Annotated in this window: 15 protein-coding genes and 1 riboswitch; of the genes, 4 read left to right on the top strand and 11 right to left on the bottom strand. The window is 55.3% G+C overall.

What is annotated here, in order from left to right; all coding sequences use genetic code 11:
• Positions 1-134: 134 nt before the first annotated feature.
• The 3 genes from araD to araB form a co-directional block, all read right to left on the bottom strand.
• A complete protein-coding gene (araD, locus tag ACI2I2_RS15390; protein ID WP_404658677.1) occupies positions 135-830 on the bottom strand; it encodes an L-ribulose-5-phosphate 4-epimerase in 696 nt (231 codons plus the stop codon).
• An 86-nt stretch (positions 831-916) separates the two neighbouring features.
• A complete protein-coding gene (gene araA, locus ACI2I2_RS15395; RefSeq protein WP_404658678.1) occupies positions 917-2,419 on the bottom strand; it encodes an L-arabinose isomerase in 1,503 nt (500 codons plus the stop codon).
• 10 nt (positions 2,420-2,429) lie between these two features.
• Positions 2,430-4,136 (bottom strand): ribulokinase, encoded by a 1,707-nt coding sequence (gene araB, locus ACI2I2_RS15400; RefSeq protein ID WP_404658679.1) that lies wholly within the window; start codon positions 4,134-4,136, stop codon positions 2,430-2,432.
• Positions 4,137-4,351: 215 nt separating this feature from the next.
• Between araB and araC the strand changes: the two genes are divergently transcribed.
• A complete protein-coding gene (gene araC, locus ACI2I2_RS15405) occupies positions 4,352-5,203 on the top strand; it encodes an arabinose operon transcriptional regulator AraC (RefSeq protein ID WP_330982314.1) in 852 nt (283 codons plus the stop codon).
• A gap of 121 nt (positions 5,204-5,324) precedes the next feature.
• Positions 5,325-6,092: a DedA family protein gene (locus ACI2I2_RS15410; protein WP_404658680.1), complete on the top strand. Its 768-nt coding sequence runs from the start codon at positions 5,325-5,327 to the stop codon at positions 6,090-6,092.
• 47 nt (positions 6,093-6,139) lie between these two features.
• Here ACI2I2_RS15410 and thiQ read toward each other — a convergent pair whose 3' ends face one another.
• The 4 genes from thiQ to sgrR all read right to left on the bottom strand — a co-directional run bounded on the left by thiQ (position 6,140) and on the right by sgrR (position 11,235).
• Entirely contained in the window at positions 6,140-6,838 is a 699-nt protein-coding gene (gene thiQ / locus ACI2I2_RS15415) for a thiamine ABC transporter ATP-binding protein ThiQ (protein WP_404658681.1), read from the bottom strand.
• Positions 6,822-8,432 carry a thiamine/thiamine pyrophosphate ABC transporter permease ThiP gene (gene thiP / locus ACI2I2_RS15420; protein ID WP_404658682.1) on the bottom strand — a complete coding sequence of 537 codons (1,611 nt, stop codon included), beginning with the start codon at positions 8,430-8,432 and terminating at the stop codon, positions 6,822-6,824. The genes thiQ and thiP overlap by 17 nt, the downstream gene beginning before the upstream one ends.
• Positions 8,408-9,391 (bottom strand): thiamine ABC transporter substrate binding subunit, encoded by a 984-nt coding sequence (gene thiB / locus ACI2I2_RS15425; RefSeq protein WP_404658683.1) that lies wholly within the window; start codon positions 9,389-9,391, stop codon positions 8,408-8,410. The genes thiP and thiB overlap by 25 nt, the downstream gene beginning before the upstream one ends.
• Positions 9,392-9,423: 32 nt before the next feature.
• Positions 9,424-9,529: riboswitch (TPP riboswitch) on the bottom strand.
• A gap of 50 nt (positions 9,530-9,579) precedes the next feature.
• Complete coding sequence (gene sgrR, locus ACI2I2_RS15430; RefSeq protein WP_404658684.1) at positions 9,580-11,235, bottom strand: HTH-type transcriptional regulator SgrR; 1,656 nt, start codon at positions 11,233-11,235, stop codon at positions 9,580-9,582.
• An 87-nt stretch (positions 11,236-11,322) separates the two neighbouring features.
• Between sgrR and sgrT the strand changes: the two genes are divergently transcribed.
• Together sgrT and ACI2I2_RS15440 are read left to right on the top strand one after the other, a co-directional pair.
• On the top strand, positions 11,323-11,469 hold the full coding sequence (gene sgrT / locus ACI2I2_RS15435) for a glucose uptake inhibitor SgrT (protein ID WP_330982320.1): 147 nt from the start codon (positions 11,323-11,325) through the stop codon (positions 11,467-11,469).
• A gap of 110 nt (positions 11,470-11,579) precedes the next feature.
• A complete protein-coding gene (locus tag ACI2I2_RS15440) occupies positions 11,580-12,758 on the top strand; it encodes a sugar efflux transporter (RefSeq protein WP_404658685.1) in 1,179 nt (392 codons plus the stop codon).
• 100 nt (positions 12,759-12,858) lie between these two features.
• Here ACI2I2_RS15440 and leuD read toward each other — a convergent pair whose 3' ends face one another.
• From leuD to leuA, 4 genes are read right to left on the bottom strand one after another with little or no spacing between them, the layout of a single operon-like run.
• Positions 12,859-13,464, bottom strand: coding sequence for a 3-isopropylmalate dehydratase small subunit (leuD, locus tag ACI2I2_RS15445; protein ID WP_404658686.1), 606 nt, complete (start codon positions 13,462-13,464; stop codon positions 12,859-12,861).
• Between the two features lie 10 nt (positions 13,465-13,474).
• Complete coding sequence (leuC, locus tag ACI2I2_RS15450; protein WP_330982323.1) at positions 13,475-14,875, bottom strand: 3-isopropylmalate dehydratase large subunit; 1,401 nt, start codon at positions 14,873-14,875, stop codon at positions 13,475-13,477.
• 2 nt (positions 14,876-14,877) lie between these two features.
• Positions 14,878-15,969: a 3-isopropylmalate dehydrogenase gene (gene leuB / locus ACI2I2_RS15455; RefSeq protein ID WP_330982324.1), complete on the bottom strand. Its 1,092-nt coding sequence runs from the start codon at positions 15,967-15,969 to the stop codon at positions 14,878-14,880.
• The gene (leuA, locus tag ACI2I2_RS15460; protein WP_404658687.1) at positions 15,969-17,540 is read right to left on the bottom strand and encodes a 2-isopropylmalate synthase; all 1,572 of its coding nucleotides are present in this window, start codon (positions 17,538-17,540) and stop codon (positions 15,969-15,971) included. The genes leuB and leuA overlap by 1 nt, the downstream gene beginning before the upstream one ends.
• Between the last annotated feature and the right edge of the window lie 83 nt (positions 17,541-17,623).

Raw genomic sequence — 17,623 nt, forward strand, 5'->3', positions numbered from 1 at the left:
GGCACAAGTGGCGTACGGCGTCCTGAAATCAGGACGCCCGTTCGATGCCACGTTGCACACAGAAAATGCTTGCGTGGCATAACAGTATCTACAAGTTATGTAGACCCGGTAAGCGTAGCGTCATCCGGCAATGCTTACTGTCCGTAATAAGCTTTCGCGCCATGTTTACGCAGATAGTGTTTGTCGAGCAGGGTTTGCTGCATATCCGGCAGTTGTGGCGCTAACTGGCGGCAGAAAATGCCCATATAGGCCACTTCTTCCAGCACGATGGCGTTGTGCACCGCATCTTCCGCATTTTTCCCCCAGGCAAACGGGCCGTGGGAGTGTACGAGCACACCGGGCATCTGAGCTGCGTCAATACCTTGTTTTTCGAAGGTTTCAACGATGACGTTGCCGGTTTCCCATTCGTACTGACCGTTGATTTCAGCATCGGTCATTTTGCGGGTGCAGGGAATGCTACCGTAGAAATAGTCGGCGTGGGTTGTGCCTGTGGCCGGAATGGGCTGACCGGCCTGCGCCCAGATTGTCGCGTGACGAGAATGGGTGTGGACGATACCGCCGATGGACGGAAACGTCAGGTACAGCAGGCGATGGGTAGGGGTATCTGATGAGGGTTTTTTATTTCCCTCCACCACTTCACCGGTTTCCAGGCTGACCACCACCATATCTTCTGCGGTCATCACGCTGTAATCAACACCAGAAGGTTTGATAACCAGCACGCCGCGCTCTCTGTCGACTGCGCTGACGTTGCCCCAGGTGAGGGTCACGAGATTGTGCTGCGGGAGCTGGAGATTGGCTTCCAGCACCTGTCGTTTTAATGCTTCAAGCATAGTGCTCTCCTTGCCGGGTGGCGCTTCGCTTACCCGGCCTACATTAGCCTGTAGGCCCGGCAAACGAAGTGCCGCCGGGCAATCACTCAGCGTTTAGACCCGTAATAAACCTCGTTCCAGCGCAGCGAATCTTTAAACGCTGGCAGGCGAGTGTCGTTGTCGATGACGGTCAGTTCGATATCGTGCAGCTCGGCAAACTGGCGCATGTCGTCCAGCGTCAATGCGTGACTGAACACGGTGTGGTGCGCGCCACCCGCGACAATCCACGCTTCTGATGCCACTTCCAGGTTCGGATGAGCTTTCCACAGTGCATTGGCTACCGGCAGTTTTGGCAGGTCGTGTGGGGTTTTAACGGTTTCGATGGTGTTGACCAGCAGACGGAAGCGATCGCCCAGATCGACCAGGCTCGCGACCAGCGCCGGACCGGTTTTGGTGTCGAAAATCAGGCGTGCTGGATCGGCTTTTCCACCAATGCCCAGATGCTGCACGTCGAGGATCGGTTTTTCAGCGGTAGAAATAGTCGGGCAGATTTCCAGCATGTGGGAGCCCAACACCAGGTCGTTGCCATTATCGAAGTGGTAGGTGTAATCCTCCATAAAGGAGGTGCCGCCCTGCAGACCGGTCGACATCACCTTCATGATGCGAAGCAGAGCGGCGGTTTTCCAGTCGCCTTCGCCCGCAAAGCCGTAACCCTGCTGCATCAGACGTTGTACTGCCAGGCCCGGAAGTTGTTTCAGGCCATGCAAGTCTTCAAAGGTGGTGGTGAACGCATGGAAGCCGCCTTGTTCCAGGAAGCGCTTCATCCCCAGTTCAATGCGGGCTGCATCCAGCACGTTCTGGCGCTTATCGCCGTGTACTTGTGCGGCAGCGGTCAGGCGATAGCTGCTTTCGTATTCATCGACCAGCGCGCTGACATCGCCGTCGGAAATTTCATTGACGACCTGCACCAAATCGCCCACGGCCCAGGTGTTCACTGAGAAGCCAAATTTGATTTGCGCTGCCACTTTATCGCCATCGGTCACGGCAACTTCACGCATGTTATCGCCGAAGCGCACGACTTTCAGATGGCGCGTATCCTGTTTTGACACCGCCTGACGCATCCACGAGCCAATGCGCTCATGAGCGAGTTTATCCTGCCAGTGACCCGTGACAACGCTATGTTGCTGGCGCATACGAGCGCCAATGAAGCCGAACTCGCGGCCGCCATGCGCGGTCTGGTTCAGGTTCATAAAGTCCATATCGATGCTGTCCCACGGCAGGGCAGCGTTGAACTGGGTATGGAACTGCAGCAGCGGTTTGTTGAGGATAGTCAGGCCGTTGATCCACATTTTGGCCGGAGAGAACGTGTGCAGCCACACCACTAACCCGGCGCATTTGTCGTCATAGTTAGCATCGCGACAGATAGCCGTTATCTCATCCGGCGTGGTGCCCAGCGGCTTCAGTACCAGTTTGCACGGCAGTTTGGCTTCGGCGTTCAGCGCATTGACCACATGCTCCGCGTGTTGCGTGACCTGACGCAGCGTTTCCGGGCCATACAGATGCTGACTGCCAATCACAAACCAGATTTCGTAGTTATTAAAAATCGTCATCTTCATTTCCTTAATGCGTCAGGGCTGACTGAGCGACCGGCTTGTTTCCGGTTGATGCTGCTGCAGGGAGATAGTGTTGTTCGGCGCTCTTCGCCCACTGGAGATAGCGCTGATAAAGCTGTTCAAAGCGTTGAGCCTGGGCAGGACGAGGCTCAAGGGTGTGTTCGATGCTGCTGGCCATTTTCTGCTGCGCGGCGGGAATATCTGAGTGAACGCCAGCGGCTACGGCGGCGAAGATGGCGGCACCCAGAGCACAGCACTGATCGGAGGCGACAATCTGTAATGGGCGATTCAGCACGTCGCAGCAGGCCTGCATGATCTCGACGTTTTTGCGGGCGATGCCGCCGAGCGCCATCACGTTATCCACCGGAATTCCTTGCGTGGTGAAGCATTCCATAATGGCGCGTGCACCGAAGGCCGTGGCGGCAACCAGACCACCAAACAGCGCGGGGGCATCGGTTGCCAGATTCAGGTCGGTAATCACCCCTTTCAGGCGCTGATTCGCATTCGGCGTACGGCGACCGTTAAACCAGTCGAGCACCACAGGCAGATGTTCCAGAGAAGGCTTTTGCGCCCATGCAGCGGTCAATGCAGGCAGAAGCTGTTTTTGACTGGCTTTGATTTGTTCTTTCAGTTCCGGATGCTGAGCTGCCAGTTGTTCCAGCGGCCAGCCAAGAATGCGACCGAACCAGGCGTAGATATCGCCGAAGGCGGATTGCCCGGCTTCCAGGCCGAGGAAGTCTGGCGTGACGCTGCCATCAACCTGACCGCAAATGCCTTGTACCGCGCGATCGCCCACGCTGGCTTTATCGGCAATCAGGATGTCGCAGGTTGATGTGCCGATAACTTTGACCAGTGTGTTGGGCTGCGCGCCTGCGCCAACTGCGCCCATATGGCAATCAAAAGCGCCGCCAGAAATCACCACGCTTTCCGCCAGGCCCAGGCGCTGTGCCCATTCTGCGTTCAGTGTGCCAACCGGGATGTCTGCGGTGTAAGTGTCGGTGAATAAGGGATAGTTAAGATGTTGATTGAGAACGGGATCGAGGTCGTCGAAGAAACTCGCGGGAGGCAAACCGCCCCAGCTCTCGTGCCACAGAGATTTGTGCCCGGCGCTGCAACGTCCTCGACGAATATCCTGCGGGCGCGTTGTGCCGGAAAGCAGCGCAGGAACCCAGTCGCAAAGCTCAATCCAGGAAGTGGCGGCCTGTGCCACGCTGTGGTCGGCGCGGGTGACATGCAGAATTTTGGCCCAGAACCACTCGCTGGAGTAAATCCCGCCGATATAGCGTGAATAATCGACTTTTCCGGGTTGATGACACAGACGGGTGATCGCTTCGGCTTCTTCGACGGCGGTGTGATCTTTCCACAACACAAACATGGCGTTTGGGTTGTCGGCAAATTCGGGGCGTAAAGCCAACACATTGCCTTCAGCATCGATCGGCGCAGGCGTTGAGCCGGTGCTGTCTACGCCAATGCCTACGACTTCGCCCCGACGTGAGCCGAGCTCGTTCAGTACGCTTTTCAGCGCGGCTTCCATTGATTCGATGTAATCGAGAGGGTGGTGGCGAAACTGGTTGTGCGGTGCATCGCAGTAACGACCTTCCTGCCAGCGCGGATACCATTCTACGCTGGTGGCGATCTCCTCTCCGCTGGTGGTATCTACCGCCAGCGCACGCACCGAATCGCTACCAAAATCGAGGCCAATTGCTATTGCCATCGTGTTGCTCCATGAAGAATGTCAGGTATGGAGAAACAGTAGATATTTGCGCCCAAAAGCGTCAGGCGGGAAGCGCTAATCTTATGGACAATAATGCTGTGGCGATACAAAGTGTGACGCTGTGCAAATAATCTCTCATGCTATTTCCGCCTTTTTCGCTTCGCTGGCAATATGGACAATTGATTTCCTTATCAGCCTGCTGAGTGAGCGCATTTATGCCTGAACCCCAGAACGATCCGCTGTTGCCTGGCTACTCCTTTAATGCCCATCTGGTGGCGGGATTAACGCCTATTGAAGCCGACGGCTATCTGGACTTTTTCATTGACCGGCCGCTGGGGATGAAAGGCTTTATCCTCAATCTGACAGTGCGTGGGGAAGGGGTCATCAACAATCAGGGACATCAGTTCGTTTGCCGCCCGGGCGATATTGTGTTGTTCCCTCCAGGCGAAATTCACCATTACGGCCGTCACCCTGACGCCAGCGAGTGGTATCACCAATGGGTTTATTTCCGCCCACGCGCCTACTGGCATGAGTGGCTTGCGTGGCCCACGCTGTTTGCTCAGACAGGGTTTTATCGCCCGGATGAAGCGCATCAGGCGCTGTTTGCCGATTTGTTCGGTCAGATTATCGAGGCCGGGCAGGGGTTAGGGCGCTATTCTGAGCTGTTGGCGATTAATCTGCTGGAGCAGCTTTTGCTGCGCCGAATGGAAGTGATCAACGAATCGCTGCATCCGCCAATGGATAACCGTGTGCGGGATGCCTGCCAGTACATCAGCGACCATCTGGCAGACAGCCAGTTTGATATCGCAAGCGTCGCCCAGCATGTTTGTCTGTCTCCTTCTCGCCTTTCGCATCTGTTCCGCCAACAGCTTGGCGTCAGCGTACTGAGCTGGCGCGAAGATCAACGTATCAGCCAGGCCAAGCTGCTGCTTAGCACCACGAGAATGCCGATTGCCAGCGTCGGGCGTAACGTCGGGTTTGAGGATCAGCTCTACTTTTCTCGCGTCTTTAAGAAATGTACTGGAGCGAGCCCGAGCGAATTCCGCGCGGGTGTAAACAACGTGTGAAAAAAGTGAACCCTTAGCGCTCAATCCGGGTCCTACCTGTAAACTATTCAGACAATTGTCGACTTGACGCCGCAGCGCCCCCTCGGGAGAATCGCTGCTTCGCTTTTCTACCGGATACTTTATGCAAGCGTTGCTGGAACATTTCATCACTCAGTCTGTGATGTACTCGCTGATTGCTGTTGCCCTGGTTGCCTTTCTGGAATCGCTGGCGCTGGTTGGCCTGATTTTACCCGGTACGATAATGATGTCGGCGCTCGGGGCGCTGATTGGCAGCGGCGAGGTGAATTTCTGGCAGGCGTGGCTGGCGGGCATTATCGGCTGTCTTCTGGGCGACTGGATTTCGTTCTGGCTGGGCTGGCGCTTCAAAAAACCGCTTCATCGCTGGTCGTTCATGAAGAAGAACAAGGCGCTGCTCGATAAAACCGAACACGCGTTGCACCAGCACAGCATGATCACCATTTTGATTGGCCGTTTCATTGGCCCGACTCGCCCCGTGGTGCCGATGGTGGCGGGCATGCTGGACTTACCCGTTGCGAAATTTTTGCTCCCAAATATCATCGGTTGCCTGCTTTGGCCGCCGGTCTATTTCCTGCCCGGCATTCTGGCAGGCGCGGCGATTGATATTCCCGCGGATGTGCAAAGCGGCGGCTTTAAATGGCTGTTGCTGCTGGCGGCGGGGCTTATCTGGCTGGCTGCGTGGATTGGCTGGCGCTTATGGCGCAGCGGAAAGGCGGGCACTGACAAGCTGACAAAATATCTGCCACGCGGTCGCTTGCTGTGGCTGACGCCGACACTGGTTGTGCTGGCGATTGTCTCGTTGTATCTGCTGTTCAAACACCCGTTGATGCCGGTGTATCTGGAGATTTTAGGGAAAGTGGTGAGCCGGTAGTAACCCCTCTCCCCGGCCCTCTCCCGCAGGGAGAGGGAGAAAATCTGTTATGCCTCGATCCCCAATAAATGCGAGGCGCTGGCCTTCCCACTTAGCAGCTCATCCGTTGCGCCATCCCAGGCGATACGCCCATCGGCAATCACCAGTGAGCGCCCGGCAATCTTCGCGGCATCTTCCACGCTGTGTGACACCATCAACAGAGTCAGATGTTGGCGGCGGCAAACGTCGCTGACCAACTGCAACATCTCCTGTCGCAGCGCTGGGTCGAGTGCTGAAAAAGGTTCATCCAGTAACAGCACTGGCTGTTCACGCACCAGGCAGCGAGCGAGCGCCACACGCTGGCGCTGGCCGCCAGAGAGTTCACCCGGCAGCCTGTCCAGCAGCGATTCAATTCCCATTTGCGTGGCGATGACGTCCAGCTTGTGGCGTTGCGCATCATTGAGCCTAAGACCCGGATTCATGCCCAGTCCGATGTTTTGCCGCACGGTTAAATGACTGAAAAGATTATTTTCCTGAAACAGCATCGACACAGGACGCTTTGACGGCGGAGTGTCGGTATGCGGCTGGTTTTCGATAAAAATCGACCCGCTGGCAGGCGTCAAAAAACCGGCAATCAAATTGAGCAGCGTACTTTTCCCTGCGCCACTGGGACCCAGCACGGCAATCTGCTCCCCTTGTTTGGCGGCGAGCGTGAAGCGCATCGGCAGGTGCTCGTAAAGCCAGGTAACATCATTGAGTTTTAGCATGGCGGCCCGGAAGTTTTTCAATCACGGTAAATAACAGGAAACAGAGCATCAGCAGGATAAACGCGGTCACGGCACCGTCCTGGCTGCGGTAGGCACCAATCTGCTGATAAAGATAGAACGGCAGGGTGCGGAAATCTTCATTGCCGAACAGCGCAACAACGCCAAAATCACCCATCGATAATACGCAGGCAAACGCCATCGCCTGTGCCAACGGCCTTTTCAGCGCCCGCATTTCCACGACCCGAAAGCGAGTCAGCCCTTGTATTCCCAAAGACTGGCAAAGCTGGCTGTAGCGCGTTGTTGCATCCCGCATTGGGCTTTCCAGCACTTTCAATGCATACGGAATGGCCATCAGCGCATTAGTGAAAATCACGATACCGTCGGCAGACGTGGGCAAGCCAGTGCTGTTGTTGAGCAGCAAAAAGAAACCTGTCGCCAGCACGATCCCCGGCATCGCGAGAATCAACATGCCGCTCAGCTCCAGTGCTTGCCCGGCAAGGTTTTGCTGCCTCGCTCGTAGCTCACGGCTGCTCCACAGCAACATCACGGTCAACACCAGACAAAGCATGCCAGCGCAAATCGCAATACGCAGCGAGGTCCAGATAGCCTGCCAGAGAACGGGCTGGCTGAGCACTTCGGGCAGGTTTTGGTTGAGACCATCCACAATAACCGCCAGCAGCGGTGGCAGAAGCAACAGCAGGGAAAAGCCGATCAGCAACGTGTCAGCAATTTGGCTGTGTAGCTTGTCTTCCGGATCGCGCCAGTCGGCGTGTTGAGTATTGCCTGGGGCGATGGATTTGCTCAGACGCTGACTGACCAGCATTAAACCCAGACAGCAAAGCATCTGGACGATCGCCAGCATCGCGGCGCGACCAGGATCGTAATCAAAACTGAGCGCCTGATAGATAGCGAGCTCAATGGTGGTCGCCTGCGGGCCGCCGCCAAGCGAAAGGACTGTCGCGAAACTCGCAAAGCACAGCATGAAAATCAGGGCGGCCACAACGGGAATTTGCCGCCGCATCCAGGGCCACTCAACAAAGCGAAAGAAGGTGTAGCCGCGCATACCAAGCTGTGCGGCTAACTGACGCTGCTCGCTGGGGATTTGCTCCAGTGCTTGCAGGAGCAGGCGCGTCGCCATCGGCATATTAAAGAAGACATGCGCCAGAAGAATGCCTTGCAGGCCATACGGCGAAAACGTCCAGTCCCAGCCTACGGCATGAAAGAGGTGTGCCAGCCAGCCCTGACGGCCATAGACACTGAGAATGCCAAACACGGCGACCAGTACCGGCAGGATCAGCGTCATCGCGCACAGACGCAGCAGGATTTGGCGACCAGGAAAACGACGGCGGTAAAGCGAGCGGGCCAAAAAAATGGCCGGGATAACCGACAGCAAAGCCGACAAAAAGGCCTGCCAGAAAGAGAAGCGCACGACATGCCACAGATAGCTGTCGTGCAGAAAACCACGCCAGCTGCCTGCCGGAGCGTTAAACCACAGCGCAAGGAAGGCCGCCAACGCGACGGCCACCATCATGATGGCGACCGTCAGGCCTGGCATTAGCCAGCCGGCAATTACTGGCTGACGGCGCGTTGCCATTCAGCAATCCAGTTCTGTCGGTCAGTGGATACCTGCTGCGGGGTATATTCCAGTGTCGTTTTCGGTTTCACCAGGCCGTTGAAGCCAGCAGGCAGTTCGACCTGGGTGACAGGATACATCCAGTTGCCGGTCGGGATGGCTTTCTGGAAGGCCGGGCTGACCATAAATTTGAGGAATTTTTCGGCCAGTTCTGGCTGTTTGCTGGAGGCGGTGCGTGCGGCGACTTCGACCTGCATATAGTGCCCTTCAGCAAAGTCAGCCGCGGCGTAGTTGTCCTTCTTCTCTTCGATGATGTGATAGGCCGGAGAAGTGGTGTAGCTCAGCACCAGGTCGCTTTCCCCTTTGAGGAACAGCCCATAAGCTTCGCTCCAGCCTTTGGTGACGGTAACGGTTTTAGCCGCCAGTTTCTGCCACGCTTCTGGCGCTTTATCGCCATACACTTTTTGCATCCACAGCAGCAGGCCGAGACCCGGTGTGCTGGTGCGCGGATCTTCATAGATAACACGCCATTTCTGCGGGCTTTCGACCAAATCCTTCAGGCTTTTCGGCGGGTTCTTCAGTTTGTTTTTGTCATACACAAAGGCGAAATAGCCATAGTCGAACGGCACGAACGTGTCGTTCTTCCAGCCACCCGGCACCGTCAGCCCTTCAGGCGATACGCCGCTTTTAGCGAATAACTTAGTTTGCGTCGCCGCTTCCAGCAGGTTGTTGTCGAGGCCAAGCACGATGTCAGCTTTGCTGTTTTTGCCTTCCATACGCAGACGGTTAAGCAGTGACACGCCATCTTCCAGCGCCACGTATTTCAGCTCACAGTTGCAGTCTGCTTCAAAGGCCTTTTTTACTGCAGGTCCTGGGCCCCAGTCGGCAGAGAAAGAGTCGTAGGTATAGACGGTAAGAACAGGTTTCGCGAACACAGGCAGGCTCACGAGCGCCAGTAATGGCAGTAGTTTCTTTAGCACTTTGCACCTCAAAAATTAGGGGTGGCAAAGGATTTTGAGTCAGCCTCAAATCCCTTCGCCGGCGTTATCCGGATCAGGTTCGACGGGTATCTTCTCAGCACGCCATCTTTGCAGAAAGCAGCACCCCGTTGAGAACGGCGGTATTGTAATGAGTTTGTGACTTTCCGTGAAGCAATCCTGCGAAGAGATCACGGGTCGGGCGGGGCAAACCACGCCGATTTAAAGTCAAACCAGCCCAGGGTGTTCATTCGCAAGCCGCGCATACTGCGTTGCCCTTGAATCATCAGCCAGTGGTGGATAAGGGGCACGACGGCACGTTGCGCGATTAACTGCTGGCACCAGTTCGCCAGATTCATTTCGCCGGATTGCCAGTCGCTTGCCGCCTGCTGCCAGTCCAGCGGGATGCAGTGCTGAATCAATGGCACTTCGTACAGGTGCGAAAAGAGCGAGAAATCGAGCGGCAGCGTGAAGTTAGCGCTGTTCAGCCACATATCGCTTTGCGCCTCGCCACGGTGCCATTCGTCGTAATCCACTTCCTGAATGACGAGTTTTACCTGATGTTCAGCCAGCAGGCGGCTCATGATGCGTGCGATATTTTTATGTTCCAGATGTTCGCGATAGTAGGTGAGGGTCAGCGTTTCCAGGCCAGCAGGTTTATCTCCTTTGCCTGGACGAGCGTGATGCCAGCGGGGAAGCAGGCCGTACGCCGGGAACCAGTAGCCCTGATATTGTTCATCGGCGTGATAGAGCAAATTGGCCGGGGAAAGGATCTGACTGACCCAGTCGCGAACCTCGTCCGACAGCCCTTTCTGGCTTCGGGCATCGAACAGCAGGTAATAGCACCCTTCTTCCAGACGGCTTTCCACAGCTTTTTCGCCGCCCGCCGGGCCTTCCAGCGTCAGACCACAGGTGACCTCTTCGCCAATGTCCGGCAGCACCCAGACGTTCACTTCATCAATCAGTGCCCGGAAACCGAAAAAATCATCAAAGGCATGGATTTTTAACTGGTTTTCGTTGTTACGTGCCACAGAATAGGGGCCAGTGCCCACGGGCATGGAGGCGAAATTTCCCAGCGTTTCCCATTCTTGCGGCAGGATCATCGCGGGAATATGCCCTAGCAACCATGGCAGCCAACGGTCGGGACGTGAAAGGTGAATATCCAGAGTCCAGGCGGTTGGCGAACTGATTTGCGCGATATGAGCATAAAGCGGCAGGGTGTTGATTCGCTCAAGTGAGGCGATGACATCTTCCATCTCCAGCTCGCGCCCATGATGAAAATGAATGCCAGGCCGAAGATAGAAGCGCCAGTGTAATGGGGAAATTTGCTGCCAATGGTGCGCAATGTCTGCTTCCAGTTCCCCATTTTCCTCATTTATGCGGGTCAGGGCGCTAAAAATCTGGCGGGCCATATGGGTTTCAGAGCGGCGTAGCGGGGTGCCCGGCAGTAAATTGCGCATCGGACGATAGTAAAGCACCCGCAGAATATGCCGACCCTGGCGAAAACTGCGCCCCAGATGTGACACTAACATTTGCCGCACGGCGGCTTTATCGCCGACCAGTTGCACCAGTTGGTCGATCCTGTCCTGCTCCAGCAAATCTTCCGCACGCTGTTGTTGCAGCGCCAGCCCGGTATAGAGAAATGTCAGGTGTGAGCGCTTGCCACGCCCGGCTTCCGCCTGCCATTTCAGCCAGCCTCGTTCTTCCATGGTGTTCAAAAGCGTCCGCATATGGCGGCGGGAACAGCTCAGCAATTCTGCCAGCTCATTGAGCGTGGTGTCCTGAGATTTACCGTCGCAGCACTGCCAGAGACGGATGAATTGTTGTTGCAGACGGCCCGAGGACATAAAAGGGGAACTCCTGGCGAAAACTCAGCAATTTATTAATCCCTATATTAAGCCAATAATCAATCCCGATGAAGTGAGGAGGTGATGATGAACAAGCCATCTGTCCGTCAGTTTTACCGTCAGTACTTTTTGGCAACGCAGGGAGCGTCATGGCTGGCCCGCCTGGTCGCAGGAAAGCGCCTGAAAATGCTCGAAGAACTGATGCAGTGGGAAGTTACAAACCCGGCTTCTTGATTTCACTGCCTTACCTAATCATGTGTGACTGAGTATTGGTGTAAAATCACCCGCCAGCAGAACTGTTCTGCTGGCTTTTTTCGTTTTCTCTTCGCGCTTAAGGATGACTCATGCTCTGGCTGATGACGATGGGGCGCCGCCTCAACGGGGTGTATGCCGCTTTTATGCTGGTGGCGTTTATGGTGGGTGTCGCGGGGGCGTTGCAGGCACCGACGCTAAGCCTGTTTCTCAGCCGGGAAGTGGGCGTTCAGCCATTTTGGGTTGGCTTGTTTTATAGCGTGAACGCCATCGCGGGGATTGCGGTTAGCCTTGGGCTGGCGAAACGTTCTGATAATAAAGGCGACCGCCGCAAGCTGATTATGTTCTGCTGCCTGATGGCGGTCGGTAATGCGCTGCTGTTTGCCTTTAATCGTCATTATCTGACGCTGATCACCTGCGGCGTTTTGTTGGCTTCGCTTGCCAATACTGCCATGCCGCAGCTGTTTGCATTGGCTCGCGAGTACGCCGACAGCTCTGCGCGTGAAGTAGTCATGTTCAGTTCGGTGATGCGTGCGCAGCTCTCTTTAGCGTGGGTGATTGGGCCGCCGCTGGCATTCATGCTGGCGCTCAATTACGGCTTCACCACCATGTTTTGTATCGCGGCGGGGATCTTCGTCCTGAGCCTGGTGCTGATCGCTTTTGCGCTGCCTTCAGTGGCGAGGGTCGAACAGCCAGCTGCCGTCGATATCACCCAAATCAGCGGGTGGGGTGATAAAAACGTGCGGATGTTATTTGTAGCGTCCACCTTAATGTGGACGTGCAATACCATGTATATCATCGACATGCCGCTGTGGATCAGCAGCGACTTGGGTCTGCCAGATAATCTTGCCGGGATTCTGATGGGGACGGCGGCAGGGCTTGAGATCCCGGCGATGATCCTCGCGGGTTACTACGTGAAACGTTTTGGCAAGCGGCCAATGATGATCACCGCCATTGCGGCGGGCGTGTTGTTTTATGTTGGTTTGATTCTGTTTCACAGCCGTGAAGCATTGTTAGCTCTGCAACTGTTCAACGCGGTGTTTATCGGGATTATTGCCGGGATTGGCATGTTGTGGTTCCAGGATTTGATGCCAGGAAAAGCCGGGGCCGCGACGACGTTGTTCAGCAATAGTATTTCGACTGGGGTGATTTTGGCGGGAGTGATTCAGGGGGCGCTGGTGCAGAGTTATGGGCACTTTGCAGTCTACTGGGTGATTGCGGGAATTTCGTTGGTGACGCTGGGTCTGACATTGCGCGTCAGGGATGTTTGATTTTGCCGGGTGGCGGCTTCGCCTTACCCAGCCTACACGAGCTTTGTAGGCCCGTGCAAACGAAGTGCCGCCGGGCGATTATCCCAGGCGGCTTGTCGGATTAGTGCATAAACGCAGGCTGTTTGTTTTCGTATTCGGAAATTGCGCCTTCGTGTTGCAGCGTCAGGCCGATACTGTCCAGACCGTTAAGCATGCAGTGACGACGGAAGGCATCGATGCTGAAGCTGTAGGTCTTATCACCGGCTTTCACCACCTGTGCTTCCAGATCCACTTCAAACTTCATCCCCGGATTAGCCTGCACCTGTTTAAACAGATCGTCGACCTGCTCATCACTTAAGGTGACGGGCAGCAGCTGGTTGTTGAAGCTGTTGCCATAGAAGATATCGGCAAAGCTTGGGGCAATCACCACTTTGAAACCGTAGTCAGTCAACGCCCACGGAGCGTGCTCACGGGAAGAACCACAGCCGAAGTTTTCACGCGCCAGTAAAATGGAAGCGCCTTTGAATTCCGGGAAGTTCAGCACGAATTCCGGGTTTGGTTGCTCGCCTTTGTCGTCGAGGAAACGCCAGTCGTTAAACAGATGCGCGCCAAAACCGGTGCGGGTGACCTTCTGCAAAAATTGCTTCGGGATAATGGCGTCGGTATCGACGTTAGCCGCATCCAGAGGGACAACCAGGCCTGTGTGTTGGGTAAATTTCTCTGCCATGATGGTCTCCTTATTTCATGCCACGAATGTCGGCAAAATGGCCGGTAACGGCTGCTGCTGCGGCCATTGCTGGGCTAACCAGATGTGTGCGGCCACCACGGCCCTGACGGCCTTCGAAGTTACGGTTGCTGGTGGATGCGCAGCGCTCGCCTGGGTTCAGGCGGTCGTTGTTCATCGCCAGGCACATGGAGCAGCCCGGCAGACGCCATTCAAAACCAGCTTCGATGAAAATCTTATCCAGACCTTCCGCTTCCGCCTGCGCTTTTACCGGGCCAGAACCTGGAACGACCAGAGCCTGAACGCCTGGCGCGACTTTACGGCCTTTGGCGATTTCAGCGGCTGCACGTAAATCTTCAATACGCGAGTTAGTGCAGGAGCCGATAAACACTTTGTCGATAGCGACTTCTGTCAGCGGTACGCCCGGTTTCAGGCCCATGTATGCCAGTGCTTTCTCTGCACTTGCACGTTCGACTGGGTCAGCAAAGGAAGCCGGGTCCGGGATGTTATCGTTAACGGAAATCACCTGGCCCGGGTTAGTGCCCCAGGTCACCTGCGGCGCGATATCTTCGGCTTTCAGAGTGACAACGGTATCGAATTTCGCACCTTCGTCGGTTTTCAGGGTCTTCCAGTAATTCACGGCATCGTCGAAAGTCTGGCCTTTCGGTGCATGTAAGCGGCCTTTCACGTAGTTGAAGGTGGTTTCATCCGGCGCGACCAGACCTGCTTTTGCACCCAATTCGATAGCCATATTGCACAGGGTCATACGGCCTTCCATGCTCAATGCCTGAATGGCATCGCCACAGAACTCAACCACGTGACCCGTACCGCCAGCGCTACCGGTTTTGCCGATAATCGCCAGCACGATGTCTTTCGCGGTAATGCCCGGTGCTGCTTTACCGGTGACTTCAATTTTCATGGTTTTGGCGCGGCCCTGTTTCAGGGTTTGGGTCGCCAGAACGTGTTCAACTTCAGAGGTGCCAATCCCGAACGCCAGTGCGCCAAATGCGCCGTGTGTTGCGGTGTGGGAGTCGCCGCAGACGATGGTCATGCCCGGCAGGGTGATACCTTGCTCTGGGCCCATCACGTGAACGATGCCCTGATACGGGTGATTCAGGTCATACAGCTCGACGCCGAATTCGTTGCAGTTCTTAATCAGTTCCTGCATCTGAATGCGTGCCATCTCGCCGGAAGCGTTGATGTCTTTGGTTTCGGTGGAAACGTTGTGATCCATCGTCGCAAAGGTTTTACCCGGCTGGCGTACAGGACGCTTATGCGCGCGCAGGCCATCAAACGCCTGCGGAGACGTCACTTCATGCACCAGATGACGGTCGATATACAGCAGCGGGGTTTCATTTGGCGCTTCATGCACGATGTGCGCATCAAACAATTTTTCGTATAACGTCTTCGCCATGATTACACCCCTTCAGCTACATAGCGGGCAATGATATCGCCCATTTCATCGGTACTGACGGCTGCGTTACCACGGGCTAAATCGCCAGTGCGCACGCCTTCTTCTAATGCACGGTTGATTGCGCTTTCGATAGCGGTTGCCGCCTCGTTGGCATCGAGACTGTAACGCAGCAGCAAGGCCAGGGAGAGGATCTGCGCAATCGGGTTAGCGATGTTTTTGCCTGCGATATCTGGCGCAGAGCCGCCCGCAGGTTCATACAGACCAAAACCTTGCTCGTTCAGGCTGGCGGAAGGCAGCATGCCCATCGAGCCAGTGATCATCGCGCATTCATCAGAGAGAATGTCGCCGAACAGGTTGGAGCACAGCAGCACGTCGAACTGAGACGGATCTTTAATCAGCTGCATGGTGGCGTTGTCGATGTACATGTGGGACAGCGCAACGTCTGGATATTCTTTGGCAATCTCGTTGACGATTTCGCGCCACAGAATAGAGGTCTGCAACACATTGGCTTTATCGATTGAGGTCACTTTGTGACGGCGTTTGCGGGCGGACTCAAACGCGATGCGTGCAATGCGCTCGATTTCAAAGCGGTGATACACCTCGGTATCGAACGCTTTTTCATGCTGACCGCTGCCTTCGCGGCCTTTCGGCTGACCGAAGTAAATGCCGCCGGTCAGTTCGCGCACGCAAAGAATGTCGAAGCCGTTAGCGGCGATATCCGCGCGCAGTGGGCAGAACTCTTCCAGGCCTTGATACAGTTTGGCCGGGCGCAGGTTAGAGAACAATTTAAAGTGCTTACGCAGTGGCAGTAAGGCACCACGCTCAGGCTGTTCGGCTGGCGGCAGGTGTTCCCATTTTGGACCCCCGACAGAGCCAAACAGAATGGCATCAGCCTGTTCACAGCCTTCGACCGTTGCCTGTGGCAGCGGCTGGCCGTGTTTGTCGATGGCAATGCCACCGACATCGTAATGGCTGGTGGTAATACGAATGTCAAAACGCTGACGGACGGCTTCCAGGACTTTCAGGGCTTGTGTCATCACTTCCGGGCCAATACCGTCACCCGGCAACACAGCAATATGGTAATTCTTCGACATTACACGGTTTCCTTTTTGTTCTCGTTATTCTGCGCTTTGCGCTGCAACTCTTTTTCGACTTCATTGGCACGCCAGATGTTGTTCAGCACGTGAACCATCGCTTTGGCGGAGGATTCGACGATATCCGTTGCCAGACCGACGCCGTGGAAACGACGACCGTTATAGTTGGCGACGATATCCACCTGACCCAGGGCATCTTTGCCGTGACCTTTGGCGGTCAGACCGTATTTCACCAGCTCAATGTTGTAGTTGGTGATGCGGTTGATGGCCTGATACACCGCATCGACCGGACCGTTGCCGTTGGCGGCTTCTGCTTTCACTTCTTCGCCACAGGCCAGTTTGACTGACGCGGTTGCGATATCGTTGGAGCCAGACTGCACGCTGAAGTAATCCAGGCGGAAATGCTCTGGCTCTTCCTGCTGCTTGTTAATGAAGGCCAGCGCTTCCAGGTCATAATCGAAGACCTGACCTTTCTTATCGGCCAGTTTCAGGAACGCGTCGTACAGGTTATCCAGGCTGTAATCGGATTCTTTGTATCCCATTTCGTCCATGCGGTGTTTCACTGCCGCACGACCAGAACGGGACGTCAGGTTCAGTTGCACCTGATTCAGACCGATAGATTCCGGGGTCATGATTTCGTAGTTTTCACGATTCTTCAGCACGCCGTCCTGGTGAATACCGGAGGAGTGAGCGAAGGCACCTGTGCCAACAATTGCTTTATTCGCCGGGATGGGCATGTTGCAAATCTGGCTGACGGTCTGGCTGGTGCGCCAGATTTCGTTGTGATTGATGCGGGTCTGCACGTTCATGATGTCTTTGCGGACCTTGATAGCCATGATCACTTCTTCCAGTGAGCAGTTACCAGCACGTTCGCCGATACCGTTCATCGCGCCTTCTACCTGACGAGCACCTGCGTGAACGGCGGCAATGGCGTTGCCGACCGCTAAGCCCAAATCGTCGTGGGTGTGGACGGAGATGATTGCTTTATCGATATTCGGCACGCGCTCATACAAGCCGGAAATGATGTTGGCAAACTCAAACGGCATGGTGTAGCCGACGGTGTCCGGAATATTGATGGTGCGTGCGCCAGCGGTGATGGCGGCTTCGACAACGCGAGCGAGGTCATCAATCGGGGTGCGACCGGCGTCTTCGCAAGAGAACTCAACGTCGTCGGTGTAGTTACGAGCGCGTTTGATCATATAAATAGAACGCTCGATGACCTCATCCAGGGTGCTGCGCAGCTTGGTGGCGATATGCATCGGAGAAGTCGCAATGAAGGTATGAATACGGAAAGCTTCTGCCACTTTCAGTGACTCAGCCGCAACATCAATATCCTTCTCAACACAGCGGGCTAAGCCACACACACGGCTGTTTTTGATGGTGCGAGCGATAGTCTGAACAGACTCAAAATCGCCGGGGGAAGAGACCGGGAAACCGACTTCCATCACGTCGACGCCCATACGCTCAAGGGCCAGGGCAATCTGCAGTTTCTCTTTTACACTCAGGCTTGCCTGTAATGCCTGTTCACCGTCACGTAAGGTGGTATCGAAGATAACGACTTGTTGGCTCATGGTTTTTGGTCCTTGTCAGTCTTAGGTCGCCTTGCTACGAGCATAAAAAAACCCGCGCTAAGGCGCGGGTTTTCAGTCTTGCT

The sequence above is a fragment of the Scandinavium sp. NPDC088450 genome (assembly GCF_044900545.1).
GTDB lineage: Bacteria > Pseudomonadota > Gammaproteobacteria > Enterobacterales > Enterobacteriaceae > Scandinavium.

Excerpts from the sequence above, each read along its gene's own strand:
- araD (WP_404658677.1), bottom strand. The coding sequence starts at position 830 with ATGCTTGAAGCATTAAAACGACAGGTGCTGGAAGCCAATCTCCAGCTC.
- araA (WP_404658678.1), bottom strand. The coding sequence starts at position 2,419 with ATGACGATTTTTAATAACTACGAAATCTGGTTTGTGATTGGCAGTCAG.
- araB (WP_404658679.1), bottom strand. The coding sequence starts at position 4,136 with ATGGCAATAGCAATTGGCCTCGATTTTGGTAGCGATTCGGTGCGTGCG.
- araC (WP_330982314.1), top strand. The coding sequence starts at position 4,352 with ATGCCTGAACCCCAGAACGATCCGCTGTTGCCTGGCTACTCCTTTAAT.
- ACI2I2_RS15410 (WP_404658680.1), top strand. The coding sequence starts at position 5,325 with ATGCAAGCGTTGCTGGAACATTTCATCACTCAGTCTGTGATGTACTCG.
- thiQ (WP_404658681.1), bottom strand. The coding sequence starts at position 6,838 with ATGCTAAAACTCAATGATGTTACCTGGCTTTACGAGCACCTGCCGATG.
- thiP (WP_404658682.1), bottom strand. The coding sequence starts at position 8,432 with ATGGCAACGCGCCGTCAGCCAGTAATTGCCGGCTGGCTAATGCCAGGC.
- sgrR (WP_404658684.1), bottom strand. The coding sequence starts at position 11,235 with ATGTCCTCGGGCCGTCTGCAACAACAATTCATCCGTCTCTGGCAGTGC.
- sgrT (WP_330982320.1), top strand. The coding sequence starts at position 11,323 with ATGAACAAGCCATCTGTCCGTCAGTTTTACCGTCAGTACTTTTTGGCA.
- ACI2I2_RS15440 (WP_404658685.1), top strand. The coding sequence starts at position 11,580 with ATGCTCTGGCTGATGACGATGGGGCGCCGCCTCAACGGGGTGTATGCC.
- leuD (WP_404658686.1), bottom strand. The coding sequence starts at position 13,464 with ATGGCAGAGAAATTTACCCAACACACAGGCCTGGTTGTCCCTCTGGAT.
- leuC (WP_330982323.1), bottom strand. The coding sequence starts at position 14,875 with ATGGCGAAGACGTTATACGAAAAATTGTTTGATGCGCACATCGTGCAT.
- leuB (WP_330982324.1), bottom strand. The coding sequence starts at position 15,969 with ATGTCGAAGAATTACCATATTGCTGTGTTGCCGGGTGACGGTATTGGC.
- leuA (WP_404658687.1), bottom strand. The coding sequence starts at position 17,540 with ATGAGCCAACAAGTCGTTATCTTCGATACCACCTTACGTGACGGTGAA.